Raw genomic sequence first — 18,152 nt, forward strand, 5'->3', positions numbered from 1 at the left:
TGCCTTTGCGCGGAATCAGCCTCTCCGGTTAATTGACTCTCATATGAAAGGAAATGCCGGGTTGAGGAAGGGTACGGAAGGACAAGTGAGCCAGACCGGACGCGGTGCCGAACCTGCCAAGCGCACCTTGCGACGAGAAATCCTCGCGGTGAGGAAGACATTGACCGTGGATGAAGTGCGGGAGGCGGCGCACGCGCTGGCGGAGCGCGCCCTGGAACTGCCCGAGCTGACGCGGGCGCGCACGATCGCCGCGTACGTCTCCGTGGGCACCGAGCCGGGCACCCCTCCGCTGCTCGACGCGCTGCGCGCGCGGGGCGCACACGTGCTGCTGCCCGCCCTGCTGCCCGACAACGACCTCGACTGGGGCGCGTACACCGGGGAGGGCTCCCTCGCGCGCGTGCAGCACGGCGGGCGGATGGCGCTGTTCGAACCGGCCGGGGAGCGGCTCGGCCCGGACGCCGTGACGACCGCCGACGTGGTCCTGCTGCCCGGCCTCGCCGTCGACGCGCGCGGGATGCGCCTGGGGCGCGGCGGAGGGTCCTACGACCGTGTCCTGGCCCGTCTTGAGGCGGCGCGGGCGCATCCCGCGCTCGTGGTCCTGCTGTACGACACGGAAGTCGTCGAGCACATCCCGGAGGAGCCCCACGACCGTCCGGTGCAGGCCGTGGCGACACCTTCGGGGGTACGCCGCTTCACCTGACGCGCGCCGCGCCCGGACACGGCCGGTACGGCTCCGGCCGCCGACACGGCTCCCGTACGGCGAAGGCCCTCCACGCGTGCGCGTGGAGGGCCTTCGCCGCCGTCGGGGCCTCAGTGGCTCACGGCTTGAGCACCAGCGTGTCGCTCGTGCTCCTGCCGACCGCGTCCGGCGAGAACGACCAGGAGAGCAACTCGCCCTTGGCCCACTTGCCCGTCTGGTCGGTGTAGTGGGCGCTGAAGGCGTGCCCGGACGCCCCGGTGAGGTTGATCCACTTGGACTTGTCGAGGTCGCCGAGGTTGACCACCATCCGCATCGACGGCACCCACACCACGCCGTACCCGCCGGCCGCGTTCCAGCCGGACGCGTTGACCGCGGCCTCGCCGCCGCTCAGCTTCCAGGGCCCGCGGTTGAGGACGTACTTCAGGACGCCCGGTCCCTCGGTGCCCAGGGTCTGGTTCTTCAGGAACAGGCGGTGCAGCCGGCCCCAGCTCCAGGTGTCGATGTCCTTGCCGAGCTTGGCGGTCAGCTCCCAGCGGGCGTCGATCATCGCGCGCTTGAACAGCTCGTCGCGGTTGTCCGCCTTGGGACGGGTGCCGGACGCCGGGGTCTTCCACCAGTCGCTGTCCGGCTTGTCGACGAGCGCCCTGACCGCCTCGAACCAGCGGTCGCCGCCGTCCGGCTGCGCCTGGTCGGCGTCGCGCTGACCGCACTCGCGGACCTTCTGGTTCTCGTCGGCGGGACCCGTGTTGCCGGCCGGCTCCACCCACAGGCACTGGCCCTTGACCCGCAGCTCCTTGGGCAGCTTGTTGCCGAAGGACAGCTTGAGGATGTTGCGCCAGACGGCGTTGAAGTACGCGGCGGCGGCCGAGTCGGCGTCCTGCGTGCGGTCCCAGCCCTCCAGCAGCTTCTGCGCCTGGCGGACGTCCTTGTCGCCGATGTCGATGTTCAGCAGCTTGGGCACCAGCAGGTTGGCGATCGCGCTGCTGTTGTCCATCTGCATCTGGCGCATGTCGTCGGTGGAGATCTTGCCGCCGCCGTCGATCTTCTTCTGGATCAGGTCGGTGATCCGCCGGCTGCGGGTGCCGTAGCCCCAGTCCGTGGTGAGCGTGTACGGGTAGCCGGCCGGATCGACGACGGCCTGGTTGGCGGTGACGATGTAGCCGCGCTTGGGGTTGTACTCGTAGGGCAGTTCCTGCGGCTTGATGTAGCCGGTCCAGTCGTATGCGGAGTCCCAGCCCGGCGCCGGGACGGAGCCGTCGTCGTTCTTCGCGTGCGTGGGGATGCGGCCCGGCAGCGTGTAGCCGATGTTGCCCTTGGTGTCGGCGTAGACCAGGTTCTGCGAGGGCACGTCGAACAGCTCCGCGGCCGACCGGAAGGAGGTCCAGTCCTTCGCGCTGTTCATGGCGAAGACGGCGTCCATGGAGGTGCCCGGCTCCAGCGCGGTCCACTTCAGGGCGATCGCGTAGCCGTCGCCGCGGTCGGGCGCCGCGGTGTTGACCGTGGCCTTCTTGCCGACCGTCATCAGTTCGCTGGAACGGTCGGACAGCAGGGGCATCCCGTCGTCGGTCTCGCGCACGACGATCGTCTTGGACGCGCCGCCCGCGACCTTGATGGTCTCCTGGCGGGTCTTGAACGGCACCGTCTTGTTGTCGCGCAGGTAGCCGTTGCCGCTGAGCTTCTCCAGGTACAGGTCCGTGACGTCGACACCGGAGTTGGTCATGCCCCAGGCGATGTCCTGGTTGTGGCCGATGATCACGCCGGGCATGCCCGCGAAGGTGTAGCCGGTGACGTCGTACGGGCACGCCTTGGAGAGTTCGCGGCAGTGCAGGCCCATCTGGTACCAGACCGAGGGCAGCGACGCGGACAGATGCGGGTCGTTGGCGAGCAGCGGCTTGCCGGTGATCGTGTACCGCCCGGAGACGACCCAGGAGTTGGAGCCGATGCCGTTGCCGTTGACGCCGACGGCCGTCGGGAGGCCGTCCAGGACGTCGTAGAGGCCCATGAGCTGGCTCTGCACACCGGAGGTGCCGCTCGTGCCGGACGCGTCCGTCGAGGTGCCGGTGCCCAGGCCGGTCGACGCGTCGGTGCCCGTACCGGTGCCGGTGCCCGTACCGATGCCGGTTCCCGTGCCGGTCGAGGTTCCGCCGCCCGCGCCCGTCGTGCCGCCACTCGCTTCGAACGCCTGAGTGAGCGAGTTGTACTGGCCCTCGCTCACGATCGGCTTGTTCCTGCTGTACGGGTAGTCCGGGTACAGGTCCTTGATCTGCTTGGGGCCGAGGCGGCTGGTCATCAGGGCGCGGTCGATCTCGTCCTGCATGTTGCCGCGCAGGTCCCAGGCCATCGCCTTCAGCCAGGCGAGCGAGTCGACCGGGGTCCACTGCCCGGGCTTGTAGTCGTTGGCGAGGCCCAGCGCCGCGTACTCCAGGGAGATGTCCTTGGCCGCCCGCCCCTTGAGGTAGGCGTTGACGCCCTGGGTGTACGCCTGGAGGTACTTCTTCGTGGAGGCCGACAGCGTCTTGTCGTACTCCTGCCGGGCGACCCGGTCCCAGCCCAGCGTGCGCAGGAACTCGTCGTTCTTGAGCTGGCCCTTGCCGAACATCTCCGACAGGCGCCCGGACGTCATGTGCCGGCGCACGTCCATCTCGTAGAACCGGTCCTGCGCCTGGACGAAGCCCTGCGCCATGAACAGGTCCTCCGCGCTGGAGGCGTAGACCTGCGGGATGCCGTAGCCGTCCCTTTTGACGTCCACGGGACCCGACAGGCCCTGCAGCGTGATGGTGCCCTTGGTCTGCGGGAAGGAGGCGCGCACGGTGCTGACGGACCAGTAGGCGCCGTAGGCGGTGCCGCCGATCAGAGCCATCACCAGGACAAGCACGGCCAAGCGGGCTTTTCGCCCCTTCTTCCTGCCGGACTTGCCGGCCTTGTCACCCGTTGAGGCGGTGGTGTTCGGGGGCATCGCTGTCCTTGCTGTCCTAACGCGAGCGGCAGGTCGGGCTGTGACTTCGAATGAGCGCTGGAGCAACCATAGGCGCAGGGCCCGGTAGCACTTGACGCGGAGTCGGGTCCAGCGCCGGTCGGGCATCCCCATTTCGTCACAGGACGCGTCAAGAAAGCGTCAAGAGTTAGGTAAGGTAACGAAGTAAACCGGGAACTCGCGGAAGGAACCGCTGCTGACTGTTCACCACCTCAACCAGCTCCTGCTCGCCTGCTCGGTCGTCCTGCTCGTCGCGGTCGCCGCGGTCCGGATCTCCTCGCGCAGCGGGCTCCCCAGCCTGCTCGTCTACCTGGGGATCGGCGTCGTCATGGGCTCGGACGGCCTCGGCGGCATCCACTTCACCAACGCCGAACTGACCCAGGTCATCGGCTACGCGGCCCTCGTCGTGATCCTCGCCGAGGGCGGTCTCGGCACGAAGTGGAAGGAGGTCAAGCCGGTCCTTCCCTCCGCCACGGCCCTCGCGGTGGTCGGTGTCGCCGTGAGCGTCGGCGTCACCGCGGCCGCCGCCCACTACCTCAGCGGTCTGGGCTGGCGTCAGTCGCTCATCATCGGCGCGGTGGTGTCCTCCACGGACGCCGCGGCCGTCTTCTCCGTGCTGCGCAAGATCCCCCTCCCCGCGCGCGTGACGGGCACGCTGGAGGCCGAGTCCGGCTTCAACGACGCCCCGGTGGTGATCCTGGTCGTCGCCTTCTCCACCGCGGGACCGATCGAGCACTGGTACGTCCTGGTCGGCGAGATAGCCCTGGAGCTGGCCATCGGCGCGGCCATCGGCCTGGCGGTGGGCTGGCTCGGCTCCTGGGGTCTGCGGCACGTGGCGCTGCCCGCCTCCGGCCTCTACCCGATCGCCGTCATGGCCATCGCGGTCACGGCGTACGCCGCCGGGGCGCTGGCCCACGGCAGCGGCTTCCTCGCCGTGTACCTCGCGTCGATGCTGCTCGGCAACGCCAAGCTGCCGCACTGGCCCGCTACCCGCGGCTTCGCCGAAGGACTCGGCTGGATCGCCCAGATCGGCATGTTCGTGATGCTCGGCCTGCTGGTCACCCCGCACGAACTGCTCGACGACGTCCTGCCCGCCCTCGTCATCGGTCTGGTGCTGACCATGGTCGCGCGCCCGCTGGGCGTGGTGGCGAGCCTGCTGCCGTTCCGGGTGCCGTGGCAGGAGCAGAGCCTGATGTCGTGGGCCGGGCTGCGCGGCGCCGTTCCCGTCATCCTGGCGACGATCCCCATGGTGAACGGGGTCGACGCCACCCACCGCATCTTCAACATCGTCTTCGTCCTGGTCGTCGTCTACACCCTCGTGCAGGGGCCGACCCTGCCCTGGCTCGCCCGCAAGCTCCGGCTGGGCTCCGGCGAGGAGGCCGCCGACCTCGGCATCGAGTCGGCGCCCCTGGAGCGGCTGCGCGGCCATCTGCTGTCCGTCGCCATCCCCGACGGATCGCGGATGCACGGCGTCGAGATCAGCGAACTGCGGCTGCCGTCCGGGTCCGCGGTCACCCTCGTCGTCCGCGAGGGCAAGTCGTTCGTGCCGCTGCCGGCCACCACCCTGCGGCGCGGCGACGAACTCCTCGTGGTCGCCACCGACCCGGTCCGCGAGGCGGCCGAACAGCGCCTGCGCGCGGTCGGCCGGGGCGGCAAGCTGGCCGGATGGCTGGGCGCCGACGGCGCGGGTGCGGGCAGCCGAGGGTGAAGGGGCGTTCCCCGCACCCCTGTACGATGGGGGAACACCCTGATCGAACCAACTCTGCCTGACGCAGAGCTGGCGCGACCGTATGGCGGCCGGGCAGCCCCCCCCTCAGCGGGCACCGGCATCTACCGCAGTCCGCGCAAGAGGACAGCTCTCGGCCGCGCCCGCACGCCCGGGCCCGCGCTACCAGGCGGCAGAAAGGCACGGCCGTGGGATCCACGGTCACCAGCACCGAACCGGCGCGGACCGCGACGGAATCCTCCCGCCCGGGATACGGGCCGCTGCTGCGCACCCGCGGCGCCTGGACGTTCCTGCTCCCCGGTTTCGCCGCGCGACAGCCGTTCGCGATGCTCACCATCTCCATCGTGCTGCTGGTGCAGCACACCACCGGCTCCTACGGCGCGGCCGGCGCCACCGCGGCCGTCACCGGCGTCTCCATGGCGCTGTGCGCGCCCTACAGCGGACGTCTCGCCGACCGCCACGGGCAGCGCGCGGTACTGGTGCCCGGCGTTCTCGTGCACACCCTCGCGGGGCTGACGCTGACCGCGCTCGCCCTGGCGCACGCCCCCCTGTGGGCGCTGTTCGCGGCGGCCGTGCCGACCGGCGCCTCGGTGCCGCAGGCCGGCCCGATGGTGCGGGCCCGCTGGGGCGTGACGCTCAAGGACTCGCCGCTGATGACCACCGCGGCCGCCTTCGAGTCCGTCACCGACGAGCTGACGTTCGTCGTAGGCCCCCTCCTGGCGACCGCCCTGTGCACGACCGTCACCCCGGCCGCCGGGCTGGTCACCGAGTCCGCGCTGACCCTCGTCGGCGGTCTGCTGTTCGCCGCCCAGAAGCGCACCCAGCCGCCCGTCACCGGCGGCGGGCACGCGCGCGTGGAGCACGCCTCCGCCCTGCGCATCCCCGGGGTACGGGTGCTGATCGCGACCTTCCTCGGCATCGGCTCGGTCTTCGGCGGCATGCAGGTCTCGCTGGCCGCGTTCACCGAGTCGATCGGCGAGCCCGGCCTCAACGGCGTGCTCTACGGAACCTTCGCCGCGGGCAACATGCTCTCCGGCGTCGTCTGCGGCGCCATCGCCTGGAAGACCGCCCCGCAGCACCGTCTCCTCGTCGGCTACACCGCTCTGGCCCTGGCCGCGTCCGCCCTGTGGACCGCGCACTCGGTGCTGCTCCTGGCGGCGCTCGGCCTCCTGGTCGGCATGTGCATCGCGCCCGCCCTGATCACCGGATACACCCTGGTGGAGGACCTGGTCCCGGCAGGCGCCCGCACCGAGGCGTTCACCTGGCTCACCGGCGCGGTCGCGCTCGGCCAGGCGGCGGCGGTCACGGTCGCCGGGCAACTGGAGGACCGCCTGTGGGGCGGCGCCGGCTTCCTGGTGCCGATGGCCGGCACGGTACTGGCCCTCCTGACCCTGGTGGCCCTCAGGTCACGGCTCACGTCCCGGACGCAGGGCCGCACGGTCGCACGTGGCGTCGGTCACCGCGCCCACGTCACAGTGGACTGATCCTCGGGAATACGTCACTATGGACCGTCGTTAGCACTCATCGAGTGAGAGTGCCAGGAGGAAGACAGTGCCCACCTACCAGTACCAGTGCACCGAGTGCGGCGATGGCCTCGAGGCGGTGCAGAAGTTCACCGACGACGCACTCACCGAGTGCCCCGGTTGCGGTGGCCGCCTGAAGAAGGTGTTCTCCGCGGTCGGCATTGTCTTCAAGGGATCCGGCTTCTACCGCAACGACAGCCGCGGCTCCTCGTCGAGCAGCAGCGCGGCGTCGGCATCGAAGTCGTCGAGCTCCTCGTCGTCCTCCTCCTCTTCTTCGTCGGGGTCGTCCTCCGGCTCGTCCTCGTCGTCGGGGTCGTCCTCGACGTCCGCGAGCTCGGCCGGCAGCTCCGCCGCCTGACGTCTTCCCTCCGGGACCCCGCCGTCGTGGGACGGTGGGGTCCTCGGCGTGTGCGCGGGCGGCTAGTGTGCTGGTCATGGCGAACGCAGAGATCGGTGTCATCGGCGGTTCCGGCTTCTACTCGTTCCTCGACGACGTGACCGAGGTCCGGGTGGAGACGCCCTACGGGGAACCCAGCGACTCCCTGTTCCTCGGTGAGGTCGCCGGCCGGCGGGTCGCCTTCCTGCCCCGGCACGGACGGGGCCACCACCTCCCTCCGCACCGCATCAACTACCGGGCCAACCTGTGGGCGCTGCGCTCCGTGGGCGTGCGCCAGGTGATCGGGCCCTGCGCGGTGGGCGGGCTGCGCCCCGAGTACGGGCCGGGCACGCTGCTCGTGCCCGACCAGTTCGTCGACCGTACGAAGTCCCGGGCGCAGAGCTACTTCGACGGGCTGCCGCGGACCGACGGCACGGTGCCGAACGTCGTGCACGTCTCCATGGCCGACCCGTACTGCCCGGCGGGCCGCACGGCCGCGCTGAAGGCGGCGCGCGGGCAGGACTGGGACGCGGTGGACGGCGGCACCCTCGTCGTGGTGGAGGGGCCCCGCTTCTCGACCCGGGCCGAGTCGCTGTGGCACCAGGCGCAGGGCTGGTCGGTGGTGGGCATGACCGGCCACCCCGAGGCGGCGCTCGCCCGTGAACTGGAGCTCTGCTACACCTCGCTGACCCTGGTCACCGACCTGGACGCGGGCGCGGAGACCGGCGAGGGCGTCTCGCACGAGGAGGTGCTGCAGGTGTTCGCGGCCAATGTGGAACGGCTGCGGGGCGTCCTGTTCGACGCGGTGGCCGCGCTGCCCGCGACCGAGGAACGGGACTGCCTGTGCGCCGGTGCGCTGGGCGGGATGGACCCGGGGTTCACGCTGCCGTAGCGGGACGGCGGAACTGCTCCTTCGGGTGAGGGAGTTGTCCACAACCGGCGGGTAGCACACGGGCTCCGGCAGGCGGCAGCGCTATGCCTCATCGTGGGCGTGGCAAGCCGAAATCCCCGTCGCTGGTGGTGGTCCGCATGTCCGTGCCGTGTTCGTCGTCTCCTCCTTCTTGGTCTTCTCCTCCGTCTTCGTCCTCGCCCCCGCACTTTCCGCGTGTGCCTTCCTCTCCGTACTCGCCGGGTACGGACGCCCCGGCCACGTGTGAGGTGCCCCACTTCGCGCCGGTGCGCGTGCGCGGCGGGCGGTACGGGCTGCACCGGCTCGTACGGCACCGGGGGCGCGCGGTGGCGGCCGGACTCGCCGTGACGGCGGCCGCGCTCGTGGCGGCTGGCCCGCGGGACGTTCCGGACCCTCCGCGCGGCGGACCGGCCCGCGGGCAGCCGGCGCCGGCCGACGGATCCGGCCGGGCCGCCGGGCGCCACGGCGCGGACGAGGGGCGCACGGTGATCGCGCCCGTGCGCATCGCGGACGCGGCCACGGTCCGGCTGCTGCGCCCCGGTGACCGGGTCGACGTGATCGCCGCGGAGGATCCGGCGACGGGCGGGCAGGCCCGGGTGGTCGCGCACGGCGCCCGGGTGGCCAGGGTCCCGGAGCCCGTGGACGACGTGGCCGGGGGCGGAGCGCTGGTCGCGCTGTCGGTGCCGCGCTCCACCGCGGCGGGGCTGGCCGGGGCGAGTGCGACGGCCAGGCTGGCGGTGACCCTGTGGTGAGCCGTAGGTTGCGGAGCTGTTCGTTCCGCACGTTGCAGTTGCATGTCCGAGGAGGGGCCGCAGGTGAGCGACAAGAAGGACCCGAGCGTCTGGCAGGGCTTCAAGGCCTTCCTGATGCGCGGGAACGTCGTCGATCTGGCAGTAGCGGTGGTCGTCGGCGCCGCCTTCACCAACATCGTCAACGCGGTGGTGAAGGGAGTGATCAGTCCCGTCGTCGGGGCGATCGGCACCAAGAACCTCGACCATTACGACTCGTGCCTGAGCGCCCCCTGCGAGGGCGACCAGGGCATCCGGATCATGTGGGGCTCGGTCCTCGGCGCCGCCCTCCAGTTCCTGATCACGGCGGCGGTGGTCTACTTCCTGATGGTCCTGCCCATGGCGAAGTTCCTGGCCCGCCAGGAGGCACGGAGAAAGGCCAGGGAGGGCGCGGAGGAGGCCGTGGAGGTGACCGAGCTGGAAGTGCTGAAGGAGATACGCGACGAGCTGGTCGCCGCCCGGCGCAACTCCGAATACGGCGAGCGGTAGCGTCCGCGCTCCGGCGGGCCCGCGGGCCTCAGAGGTGGTGGGGAGGCTTCTCGTCCAGGTAGCGCTTGAGGTCGGCCGCGGAGTCGCCCTCCGTGCGCTCGCCCCACCCGCGGTCGGTGTCGTCCGTGGACTGCTGGTTCAGCGGGTCGTCGAAGATCAGCGCGGCCTTCGGGTCACGCGGTTCGGGGGCGGGCTCGGGGGCGGTACTCATGCCTCAAGGGTACGGTCCGCGGCGGATGACGTGGAGTTCCGTGCCGTTGCACAGGAAAGACCCGTGATCGTCCCCGCTCCCCCTGGGTGACGTGGAGACTGGCTCCCATGGCAGTGGACGCTCTGACGGACGTCGAAGGCGTGCGGGTGGGACATGCGACGCGCACGGGCGGCGGCTGGCTCACCGGCACGACGGTCGTGCTCGCGCCGGAGGGCGGCGCCGTCGCCGCCGTCGACGTGCGCGGCGGCGGCCCCGGGACCAAGGAGACCGACGCCCTGGACCCGCGCAACCTGGTGCGGACGGTGGAGGCGGTCGTCCTGACCGGCGGCAGCGCCTACGGGCTGGACGCCGCCTCGGGAGTGATGGCCTGGCTGGAGGAGCGGGGGCGCGGGGTCCGTGTCGGGCCCGATCCCTCGCACGTCGTGCCGGTCGTACCCGCAGCCTGCGTGTTCGACCTGGGCCGCGGCGGTGACTTCCGGGCCCGGCCGGACGCGGCCACCGGGCGCGCCGCGGTCGAGGCCGCGGCGGCGAGCGAGGTGGGCGGGCCCGTGCCCGAGGGGTGCGTGGGCGCCGGGACCGGAGCGGCCGTGGGACCGCTGAAGGGCGGGGTCGGCACGGCGAGCACGGTGCTCGGATCGGGCGTCACGGTGGCCGCGCTGGCGGTGGCCAACGCGGTGGGTTCGGCGCTCGACCCGGAAACGGGGGTGCTGTACGGGGAGTTGTTCCAGGGGCCGGTGACGCATCCCGACGCGCGGGTGCACGAGCGCGCGCGGCGGCGCCTCGCCGAGGCCGCGGCGAGGAACGCGCCGCCCCCGCTGAACACCACCCTGGCGGTGGTCGCCACCGACGCCGACCTGACCAAGGCGCAGGCGCAGAAGCTGGCCGGCACGGCGCACGACGGCATCGCGCGCGCCGTCCGTCCGGTGCACCTGCTCAACGACGGTGACACGGTGTTCGCGCTGGCGACCGGCGCGCGTCCGCCGGACCCCGGCGACCCGCTCGCGCTGAACGAGATCCTCGCGGCGGGCGCGGACCAGGTGACCCGCGCGATCGTCCGCGCGGTGCGGGCCGCCGAGGCGGTGACCGGGCCGGGTGGCCAGTGGCCGGCCTACGAGGAGCTGTACGGCGGCCGTTGACCTTCCGCAGCGCCCGAAGACCGGAGCCTGCTCCACAACATGCGCCTGACCAGCAGATTTTGACGGGACATCGGCTCTGGCGGGAACTTCTCGCGCGGGCCGGCCGTTTTCGGGGTGGACGTTTTCTCGGTTCGCGGACATGATGCCCGACCGAGGGGCTACGGTATGCACCCACAAGGTGACATGCAGCAACGCCGGGAGAAGCCTTGAGCGTTCCGTACGAGACGACAGCGTACGAGCCACGCGAGTCGCCGGAGTCTCCGGAGGAGCACCTCGCGCGGCTCCTCGGCCGCGCCCTGAACTCCTTCGAGTTACCCGACGAGACGATACGGCGACTCGACTGCGCCCTGGCCTACGACGGTTCGCTGCACTCGGCGCACCACAGCGCTGGACTGCACCGTGAGACCTACCGGCACACCTGGCTGCTCGCGGACGGCTCCGCGCTCACGCTCTGGGAGCTGGTGCACAACACCGCGCCGGGCAGCGAGGTTCAGCACGAGGTGTACGACGACGAGGAGGAGCTGAGCACCGCCACCGCCCGGCTGCCGCTCCCGCCGGACACTCCTGAGTTCGAACTGCCGGTAATGGTCCAGCTCTCGCCGCCGCCCCAGACACGGCACTCGTACGCGTCCGACGACTCGGCCGACCACGCACGCCGTCTGCTGCGGCGCGCGGAGAACGCCGACCGGCCGGGCGCGGACGTCGCGTCCCTGCTGGGGTCGGCGTCCGGTCACCGGATCACCCAGGCTTTCGGCCGCCCCTGCCGCGCGGGCCGGGCCGGGCTGTGCTTCTCGCTCTACGAGCACGCGTTCCTGCTGGACGGCGGTGTGGAGATCTCCCTCTGGGAGGTCGAGCACACGGCGACCCCCGACGGTCGCCACATGTGCGAGGTGTACGTCACGGAGGACGCGGCCCGTGGCGCGATGGAACGGCGCGCGGCGCAGATGTCCTGAAGCCCGCCTGCCCCGGAGCACGTCCGTCCTGGAATCCTTGAGCCGGTGGCTGTCGCCCGCTCGGCCGGGACCAGTCTCAGCGGCCGTTGCCGAGTCGACGTACCAGGCCCGCGAAGGTGTCCTTCTCCTCCGGGGTCAGTTCGACGAACTCCCGGCCGGGACCGGTACCGCGCTGGAGCGGGAGGCCCGGAAGCCTCGGGGCGGGTTGCTGCCGGGCGGTCTCGAGGCGGATGGCACGTCGGATGCGGGCGAGGCCGATCAGGCAGGCGGCGGTCAGTGCGGCGGGGACGGCCACACCGATCCACATCAGGGTCGAGACATGCTGAGGCATGTGCTCCAGTAGACACCACGGTCCGGGACTTCGGCCCCGGACCGTGACGTATCTCGCATGTGCCGTGAACAACTCACAGTGCGCCAAAGGGACAAGGCGGCAAGGGGCGGATCAGGCCGCCACCGGCTGCTTCCGGTCGGCGGGTTCGGCCGACGCGCCCGCCTCGGCGGCTCCCGCACCGGGTGCCGGCTTGCGCAGGGTCTTCAGGGCGACCACCAGGGCGGTGGTCACGCACACGCCCGCCACGATGGCGATCAGGTAGAGGAACGGGTTGCCGATCAGCGGGACCACGAAGATGCCGCCGTGCGGAGCGCGGAGCGTGGCGCCGAAGAGCATCGACAGTGCGCCGGTGAGCGCGCCGCCCACCATCGACGACGGGATGACGCGCAGCGGGTCGGCCGCCGCGAACGGGATGGCGCCCTCGGAGATGAAGGAGGCGCCCAGGACCCAGGCGGCCTTGCCGTTCTCCCGCTCGGTGTGGGTGAACAGCTTGCCGCGCACGGTCGTGGCCAGGGCCATCGCCAGCGGCGGGACCATGCCGGCCGCCATCACCGCGGCCATGATCTTCATGGCGGAGTCACTGGGGCTGGAGACCGCGATGCCGGCGGTGGCGAAGGTGTAGGCGACCTTGTTGACCGGACCGCCGAGGTCGAAGCACATCATCAGACCGAGCAGGGCGCCGAGCAGGACGGCGTTGGTGCCGGTCAGCCCGTTCAGCCAGTCGGTCATGCCCTTCTGCGCGGTGGCGATGGGCTTGCCGATGACCACGAACATCAGGAATCCGACGACCGCCGACGAGATCAGCGGGATCACCACCACCGGCATGATGCCGCGCAGGGCCGCCGGGATGCGCACCTTCTGGATCGCCATCACCACACCACCGGCGATCAGACCGGCCGCGAGACCGCCGAGGAAACCGGCGTTGATGGTGAGCGCGATCGACCCGCCGACGAATCCGGGGACGATTCCTGGGCGGTCCGCCATGCCGTAGGCGATGTAGCCGGCCAGCACAGGGATGAGGAAGGCGAAGGCCACGCCACCGATCTGGAACAGCAGGGCGCCCCAGCTGTCGCCCTGGGTCCAGACGAAGTGGTCCATCACCGACGGCGCCTTGTTGATCTTGTAGCCGCCGATCGCGAACCCGAGGGCGATCAGCAGACCGCCCGCGGCCACGAAGGGAACCATGTAACTGACGCCGGACATGAGCCACTTGCGCAGCTTCGTGCCGTAGCCCTCGCCCGGTTCGCCGTCCCGCTCCACCGGAGTACCGCCCGGCGCGGGCGCCGCGCTCACCTCGCCGCGCGCCGCCTTGGCGCGGACCTCGGTGATCAGTGCGCCGGGCCGGTTGATGCCCGCCTTCACGCCGACGTCGACGACCGGCTTCCCGGCGAAGCGGTCCTTGTCGCGCACGGGGACGTCGTGGGCGAAGATCACGCCGTCGGCCGCCGCGATCACCGCCGGGTCGAGCCGCTCGAAGCCGGCCGAACCCTGTGTCTCCACGACGACCTCGACGCCCGCCTCGCGGCCCGCGTTCTCCAGCGACTCGGCCGCCATGTAGGTGTGCGCGATACCGGTGGGGCAGGAGGTGACGGCGACGATCCGGAACGGACGCTCGCCGGAAGCACCGGAGGCACCGGAAGCGTCAGAAGCTCCCGCCGTGGCGTTCGCATCCGATGCCGGGGCCGGGGGCGGGGCCGGGGTCGGGGCCGGGGCAGTATCAGCCGCCACGGCGCCGGAGGAGGCCGCCCCCGGCGTCGCGGCGGTGTCTTCGGGGGCGTCCGTCGCCTGCGCGGAGGCGCCCTCGGCGGCCGTGGCGGAGCCCTCGGCTCGTGCCGCGGCCTCGCCGGGAGCCTCGTCACCGCGGATGAGCGCGGCAGCGGCCACCGCGTCGTCCACCGACCGCAGCGCGGAGGTGAACTCGTCGTTCATCAGCTGCCGGGCCAGCGACGACAGGATCTTGAGGTGGGCGTCGTCGGCGCCGGCCGGGGCCGCGATCAGGAAGATCAGGTCGGCGGGGCCGTCCGCCGCGCCGAAGTCGATCCCGGCCGCGCTGCGCCCGAAGGCGAGGGTCGGCTCGACGACGTGCTCGCTGCGGCAGTGCGGGATGCCGATGCCGCCGTCCAGGCCGGTCGGCATCTGCGCCTCGCGGGCGGCCACGTCGGCGAGGAAGCCCTCCAGGTCGGTCACCCGGCCCTGGGCCACCATCCGCTCGGCGAGCGAGCGCGCCGCCGCTTGCTTGGTGTCGGCGGACAGGTCGAGGTCGACCAGGTCCGCGGTGATCATGTCGCTCATCGCGGGCTCCTTAGCGCGCGTATCGCCCGGTCAGTGGGGTGGGCGGGGGTGGGGACGGGGAAGGGGACGGGGGCAGTGCGAGGGGTGTGGGGAGTGCGGGGAGAGTCGTCAGGCGTGCGGGCCGTCGGACGCGTCGGACGGCACCGGATGCGGGGCGGGCGGCCGGTCATGCCACCGGCTCCGTCAGTGCGCGGTCCACCGGCACGTCCGCCGTGACCGTCACCGCCGCCGGGTCCAGGTCGCCGGGTGTCGGCATCAGGCTGCCCGGCAGCTGGACGGCGGCCGCGCCGTGCGCGACGGCGAGCGCGAGCGCCTCCGGGCCGGTGCCTCCGGCGATCAGGAAACCGGCGAGGGAGGAGTCGCCGGCGCCGACGTTGCTGCGGACGACGTCCACGCGCGCGCTGCCGAACCAGGCGCCCGCGCCGTCCACGAGCAGTTGCCCGTCGGCGCCCAGGCTGGCGAGCACGGTGCGCGCGCCCAGTCCGCGCAGTTCCTCGGCCGCCTTCACCGCGTCGCCGACCGTTGCCAGGGAGTGCCCGACGGCCTCGGCGAGCTCCGCGGCGTTCGGCTTGACCAGGTCCGGGCCCTCGCGCAGCGCCTCGAGCAGCGCGGGCCCGGAGGTGTCCAGCGCGATGCGGACACCTGCCGTGTGCGCCCGCGCGACCAGGTCGGCGTACCAGGACGGCGCGAGTCCGCGCGGCAGGCTGCCGCAGCACGCGATCCAGTCGGCGCCGCGCGACCGCCTCCGCACCGTCTCCAGCAGCGACTCCTGCTCCTCGGCGGAGAGTTCGGGACCCGGCGCGTTGATCTTCGTCAGGACGCCGTCGGCCTCCGCCAGCGCGATGTTCGACCGGGTGGCCCCGGCGACCGGCACCGGCGCGACGTCGATGCCCTGCGCGTCGAGCAGCTCCGCGACGAGCGCGCCCGGCGCGCCGCCCAGGGGCAGGACGGCGACCGTGCGCCGCCCGGCGGCCGCGACCGCGCGCGAGACGTTCACGCCCTTGCCGCCGGGGTCCATGCGCTCACCGGTGGCCCGGACGACCTGGCCGCGTTCGAGCGAGGGAACCTCGTAGGTGCGGTCCAGGGAGGGGTTGGGGGTGACGGTGACGATCATGCGCGCACTACTTCCGTGCCGCCGCGCTCGATGGCGGCCGCGTCCTCGGGACTCAATCCGCTGTCGGTGATCAGCAGGTCCACGTCGTCCAGACCGCCGAAGCGGGCGAAGTGCTCCTGGCCGTGCTTGGCGGAGTCGGCGAGCAGCACCACACGGCGGGCGGCGGCGATCGCCGCGCGCTTCACCGCTGCCTCGGCGAGGTCGGGGGTGGTCAGACCGTGTTCGGCGGAAAAGCCGTTGGCGGCGACGAACAGCACGTCGGCGCGGATCTCGCCGTAGGCACGCAGCGCCCAGGCGTCCACGGCGGCGCGCGTGCGGTTGCGCACCCGCCCGCCCACGAGGTGGAGCTGGAGACCTGGGTGGTCCGCGAGGCGGGCCGCGATCGGCAGGGAGTGCGTGACGACGGTGAGCGAGGTCTCCAGGGGCAGGGCGGCGGCCACCCGGGCCACCGTCGTACCGGCGTCGAGGATCAGCGTGCCCTCGGCCGGCAGTTCGGCCAGGGCCGCCCTGGCGATGCGGTCCTTCTCGTCGGCCGCGGTGGACTCGCGCTCGGTGAGGTCCGGCTCGAAGTCCAGCCGGCCGGCCGGGATGGCTCCGCCGTGCACCCTGCGCAGCAGGCCCGCACGGTCGAGTGCCTTCAGGTCGCGGCGGATCGTCTCCGCCGTCACCTGGAACTCCTCGGCGAGCGACACGACGTCCACACGGCCGCCGTCCCGGGCGAGCCGGAGGATCTCCTGCTGCCGCTCCGGTGCGTACATGTCCGCCTGCCTCCGACTGATGCCCGAACTTGTGGTTTCTCTCCGGAGCGTACGCCGGGATGTCAGGGAAGTAAACAGGTTCGGGCATAGAACCGGGCATGAACGGACTTCCGGTGATGTCCGGGTCATGTGAGGCCCAGCAGCGCGCGGGCGGACCCGGCACCAGCCGTACGCCGATGGGGCCCGGCACCTCTCGGGGTGCCGGGCCCCATCGGCCCTCGTTCGCGCAGGTCAGCCCACCAGCTCGCCCGCCCGGTCCGCCACCACGGGCCGCTCTCCGGCCGCCCCGGCCCGGCCGGACTCCCCGGCGCCCTCCGCCTCCCGGCCCGGCCGCTTGGGCAGGGCCGACATCAGGACGAAGATGACGCCCAGTACCGCCGCCACCCACACCAGCGCGTGCTGGAAGGCGTTGACGAAGGCGGGGCCCACCTCGGCCGGGGTCAGGCGGTCGCCGATGACTCCGAAGAAGACCACCGACACCAGGCCGAGCCCCAGCGCGTTGCCCATCTGCTGCACGGTGTTGATCAGTCCGGACGCCGAACCCGCGTGCTCACGCGGCACCTCCGAGAGCACCGCGTCGGTCAGCGGCGCCACGATCAGGCCCATGCCCAGGCCCATCACGACCAGCGGGAGCGCCATCTGCCAGGGGGCGATGCGCAGGCCGTACCGCTCGGACTCCGCGATGTAGACCAGGACACCGGCCGCCATCACCAGCGCGCCCGCCTGGAGCACCTTGCGGCCGAAGCGCGGGACCAGCTTCTGCACGGAGACCCCGGCCGCGGCGGACACGGCGATCGAGAACGGTACGCCCGTCAGGCCCGCCCGCAGCGGGCTCCAGCCGAGGCCGACCTGCATGTACAGCGTCCAGACCAGGAAGAACACGCCCAGCGCGACGCCGAAGACGGTCTGCACCGCGATGCCCGCGGCGAAGCTCTTCACCCGGAACAGCGACAGTTCGATGAGCGGCGAGCCGTCCCGTGCCGCCTTGTTCCGCTCGTACGCCACCAGCGCCGCGAAGACCACCAGCGCGCCCGCCATGGACAGGTACCCCCACAGCGGCCAGCCCAGCTCGCGGCCCCGGGTCAGCGGGTAGAGCAGCATCAGCAGGCCCAGGGTGACCAGGGCGGCTCCCACGAGGTCCAGCTTCAGGGCCCGGGGGGCCTTGGACTCGCTGATGAAGCGGTTGCCGAGGACGAGGGCCAGGGCGCCGACGGGCAGGTTGATCAGGAAGATCGGCCGCCATTCCAGCCCGAACAGGTTCCACTCGGTGAGCAGCGCGCCGAGCAGCGGGCCGGAGACCGCGCCCAGTCCGACGATCGCGCCGAACAGGCCGAAGACCTTGCCGCGTTCGTGCGCCGGGAACGTGGCGTGCACGATCGACAGCACCTGCGGGACCATCATCGCCGCCATGGCGCCCTGGAGGATGCGCGCGGCGACCAGCATCTCGGGGTTCGCGGCGAAGCCGCACAGCGCGGAGGCGAGGGTGAAGCCGGCGATGCCGAGGAGGAACAGCCGCTTGCGGCCGTGGATGTCGCCGAGCCGGCCGCCGGTGATCAGACCGGCCGCGAAGGCAAGGGCGTACCCGGCGGTGATCCACTGGATCTGGCTGAAGGAGGCGCCGGCGTCCCGCTGGATGGACGGGATCGCGATGTTGACGATCGTGACGTCCACGAGGTCCATGAAGGCCGCGGTCATGACGATCGCCAGCGCGAACCAGCGACGGCGATCGGCGGCCGGGAGGGGAGCCGGGGTCTGGGCCTGGGCGGAGACCGGGGCCGAGGCCGGGCTCGGGGCCGGGGCCGGGTTGCCGGCGGGGGTTTCGGTGGAGGACATGACGCCACGCTATGCAGGTATTAGGTCAGATCATGTCC

General features: G+C 72.0%; 16 protein-coding genes. 9 read left to right on the forward strand and 7 right to left on the reverse strand.

Annotated elements, in window-relative coordinates; genetic code table 11:
- Positions 1 to 43 precede the first annotated feature (43 nt).
- The gene (locus ACF09J_RS13570) at positions 44 to 700 is read left to right on the forward strand and encodes a 5-formyltetrahydrofolate cyclo-ligase (protein WP_392305570.1); all 657 of its coding nucleotides are present in this window, start codon (positions 44 to 46) and stop codon (positions 698 to 700) included.
- 118 nt (positions 701 to 818) lie between these two features.
- Here the strand turns inward: ACF09J_RS13570 and ACF09J_RS13575 are convergent, their stop codons facing one another.
- Entirely contained in the window at positions 819 to 3,656 is a 2,838-nt protein-coding gene (locus tag ACF09J_RS13575; protein ID WP_392305571.1) for a penicillin acylase family protein, read from the reverse strand.
- A gap of 214 nt (positions 3,657 to 3,870) precedes the next feature.
- On the opposite strand from ACF09J_RS13575, the gene ACF09J_RS13580 reads away from it, so the two are divergent.
- The 6 genes from ACF09J_RS13580 to mscL all read left to right on the forward strand — a co-directional run bounded on the left by ACF09J_RS13580 (position 3,871) and on the right by mscL (position 9,486).
- On the forward strand, positions 3,871 to 5,382 hold the full coding sequence (locus ACF09J_RS13580; protein WP_392305837.1) for a potassium/proton antiporter: 1,512 nt from the start codon (positions 3,871 to 3,873) through the stop codon (positions 5,380 to 5,382).
- A gap of 206 nt (positions 5,383 to 5,588) precedes the next feature.
- A complete protein-coding gene (locus ACF09J_RS13585) occupies positions 5,589 to 6,884 on the forward strand; it encodes an MFS transporter (RefSeq protein WP_392305572.1) in 1,296 nt (431 codons plus the stop codon).
- Positions 6,885 to 6,951: 67 nt separating this feature from the next.
- A complete protein-coding gene (locus ACF09J_RS13590) occupies positions 6,952 to 7,281 on the forward strand; it encodes an FmdB family zinc ribbon protein (protein ID WP_392305573.1) in 330 nt (109 codons plus the stop codon).
- A gap of 76 nt (positions 7,282 to 7,357) precedes the next feature.
- Complete coding sequence (locus ACF09J_RS13595; protein ID WP_392305574.1) at positions 7,358 to 8,191, forward strand: S-methyl-5'-thioadenosine phosphorylase; 834 nt, start codon at positions 7,358 to 7,360, stop codon at positions 8,189 to 8,191.
- A gap of 137 nt (positions 8,192 to 8,328) precedes the next feature.
- Entirely contained in the window at positions 8,329 to 8,961 is a 633-nt protein-coding gene (locus ACF09J_RS13600; RefSeq protein WP_392305575.1) for a hypothetical protein, read from the forward strand.
- A 63-nt stretch (positions 8,962 to 9,024) separates the two neighbouring features.
- Positions 9,025 to 9,486, forward strand: coding sequence for a large conductance mechanosensitive channel protein MscL (gene mscL, locus ACF09J_RS13605; RefSeq protein ID WP_392305576.1), 462 nt, complete (start codon positions 9,025 to 9,027; stop codon positions 9,484 to 9,486).
- A 28-nt stretch (positions 9,487 to 9,514) separates the two neighbouring features.
- Here mscL and ACF09J_RS13610 read toward each other — a convergent pair whose 3' ends face one another.
- The gene (locus tag ACF09J_RS13610) at positions 9,515 to 9,697 is read right to left on the reverse strand and encodes a hypothetical protein (protein ID WP_392305577.1); all 183 of its coding nucleotides are present in this window, start codon (positions 9,695 to 9,697) and stop codon (positions 9,515 to 9,517) included.
- A gap of 107 nt (positions 9,698 to 9,804) precedes the next feature.
- Between ACF09J_RS13610 and ACF09J_RS13615 the strand changes: the two genes are divergently transcribed.
- Both ACF09J_RS13615 and ACF09J_RS13620 read left to right on the forward strand, forming a co-directional pair.
- Positions 9,805 to 10,833 carry a P1 family peptidase gene (locus tag ACF09J_RS13615; RefSeq protein ID WP_392305578.1) on the forward strand — a complete coding sequence of 343 codons (1,029 nt, stop codon included), beginning with the start codon at positions 9,805 to 9,807 and terminating at the stop codon, positions 10,831 to 10,833.
- A gap of 206 nt (positions 10,834 to 11,039) precedes the next feature.
- Complete coding sequence (locus tag ACF09J_RS13620; protein ID WP_392305579.1) at positions 11,040 to 11,786, forward strand: DUF6227 family protein; 747 nt, start codon at positions 11,040 to 11,042, stop codon at positions 11,784 to 11,786.
- A 76-nt stretch (positions 11,787 to 11,862) separates the two neighbouring features.
- Here the strand turns inward: ACF09J_RS13620 and ACF09J_RS13625 are convergent, their stop codons facing one another.
- The 5 genes from ACF09J_RS13625 to ACF09J_RS13645 all read right to left on the reverse strand — a co-directional run bounded on the left by ACF09J_RS13625 (position 11,863) and on the right by ACF09J_RS13645 (position 18,114).
- Positions 11,863 to 12,117: a hypothetical protein gene (locus tag ACF09J_RS13625; protein ID WP_392305580.1), complete on the reverse strand. Its 255-nt coding sequence runs from the start codon at positions 12,115 to 12,117 to the stop codon at positions 11,863 to 11,865.
- 111 nt (positions 12,118 to 12,228) lie between these two features.
- Positions 12,229 to 14,409: a fructose-specific PTS transporter subunit EIIC gene (locus ACF09J_RS13630; protein ID WP_392305581.1), complete on the reverse strand. Its 2,181-nt coding sequence runs from the start codon at positions 14,407 to 14,409 to the stop codon at positions 12,229 to 12,231.
- Between the two features lie 166 nt (positions 14,410 to 14,575).
- Positions 14,576 to 15,523, reverse strand: a complete 948-nt coding sequence (pfkB, locus tag ACF09J_RS13635) for a 1-phosphofructokinase (RefSeq protein WP_392305582.1) — start codon at positions 15,521 to 15,523, stop codon at positions 14,576 to 14,578.
- Positions 15,520 to 16,281 (reverse strand): DeoR/GlpR family DNA-binding transcription regulator, encoded by a 762-nt coding sequence (locus ACF09J_RS13640; RefSeq protein ID WP_392305583.1) that lies wholly within the window; start codon positions 16,279 to 16,281, stop codon positions 15,520 to 15,522. The genes pfkB and ACF09J_RS13640 overlap by 4 nt, the downstream gene beginning before the upstream one ends.
- Positions 16,282 to 16,512: 231 nt before the next feature.
- Complete coding sequence (locus ACF09J_RS13645; RefSeq protein ID WP_392305584.1) at positions 16,513 to 18,114, reverse strand: MFS transporter; 1,602 nt, start codon at positions 18,112 to 18,114, stop codon at positions 16,513 to 16,515.
- Positions 18,115 to 18,152: the final 38 nt, after the last annotated feature.

The organism is Streptomyces sp. NPDC014889 (assembly GCF_043081205.1).
Lineage (GTDB): Bacteria > Actinomycetota > Actinomycetes > Streptomycetales > Streptomycetaceae > Streptomyces.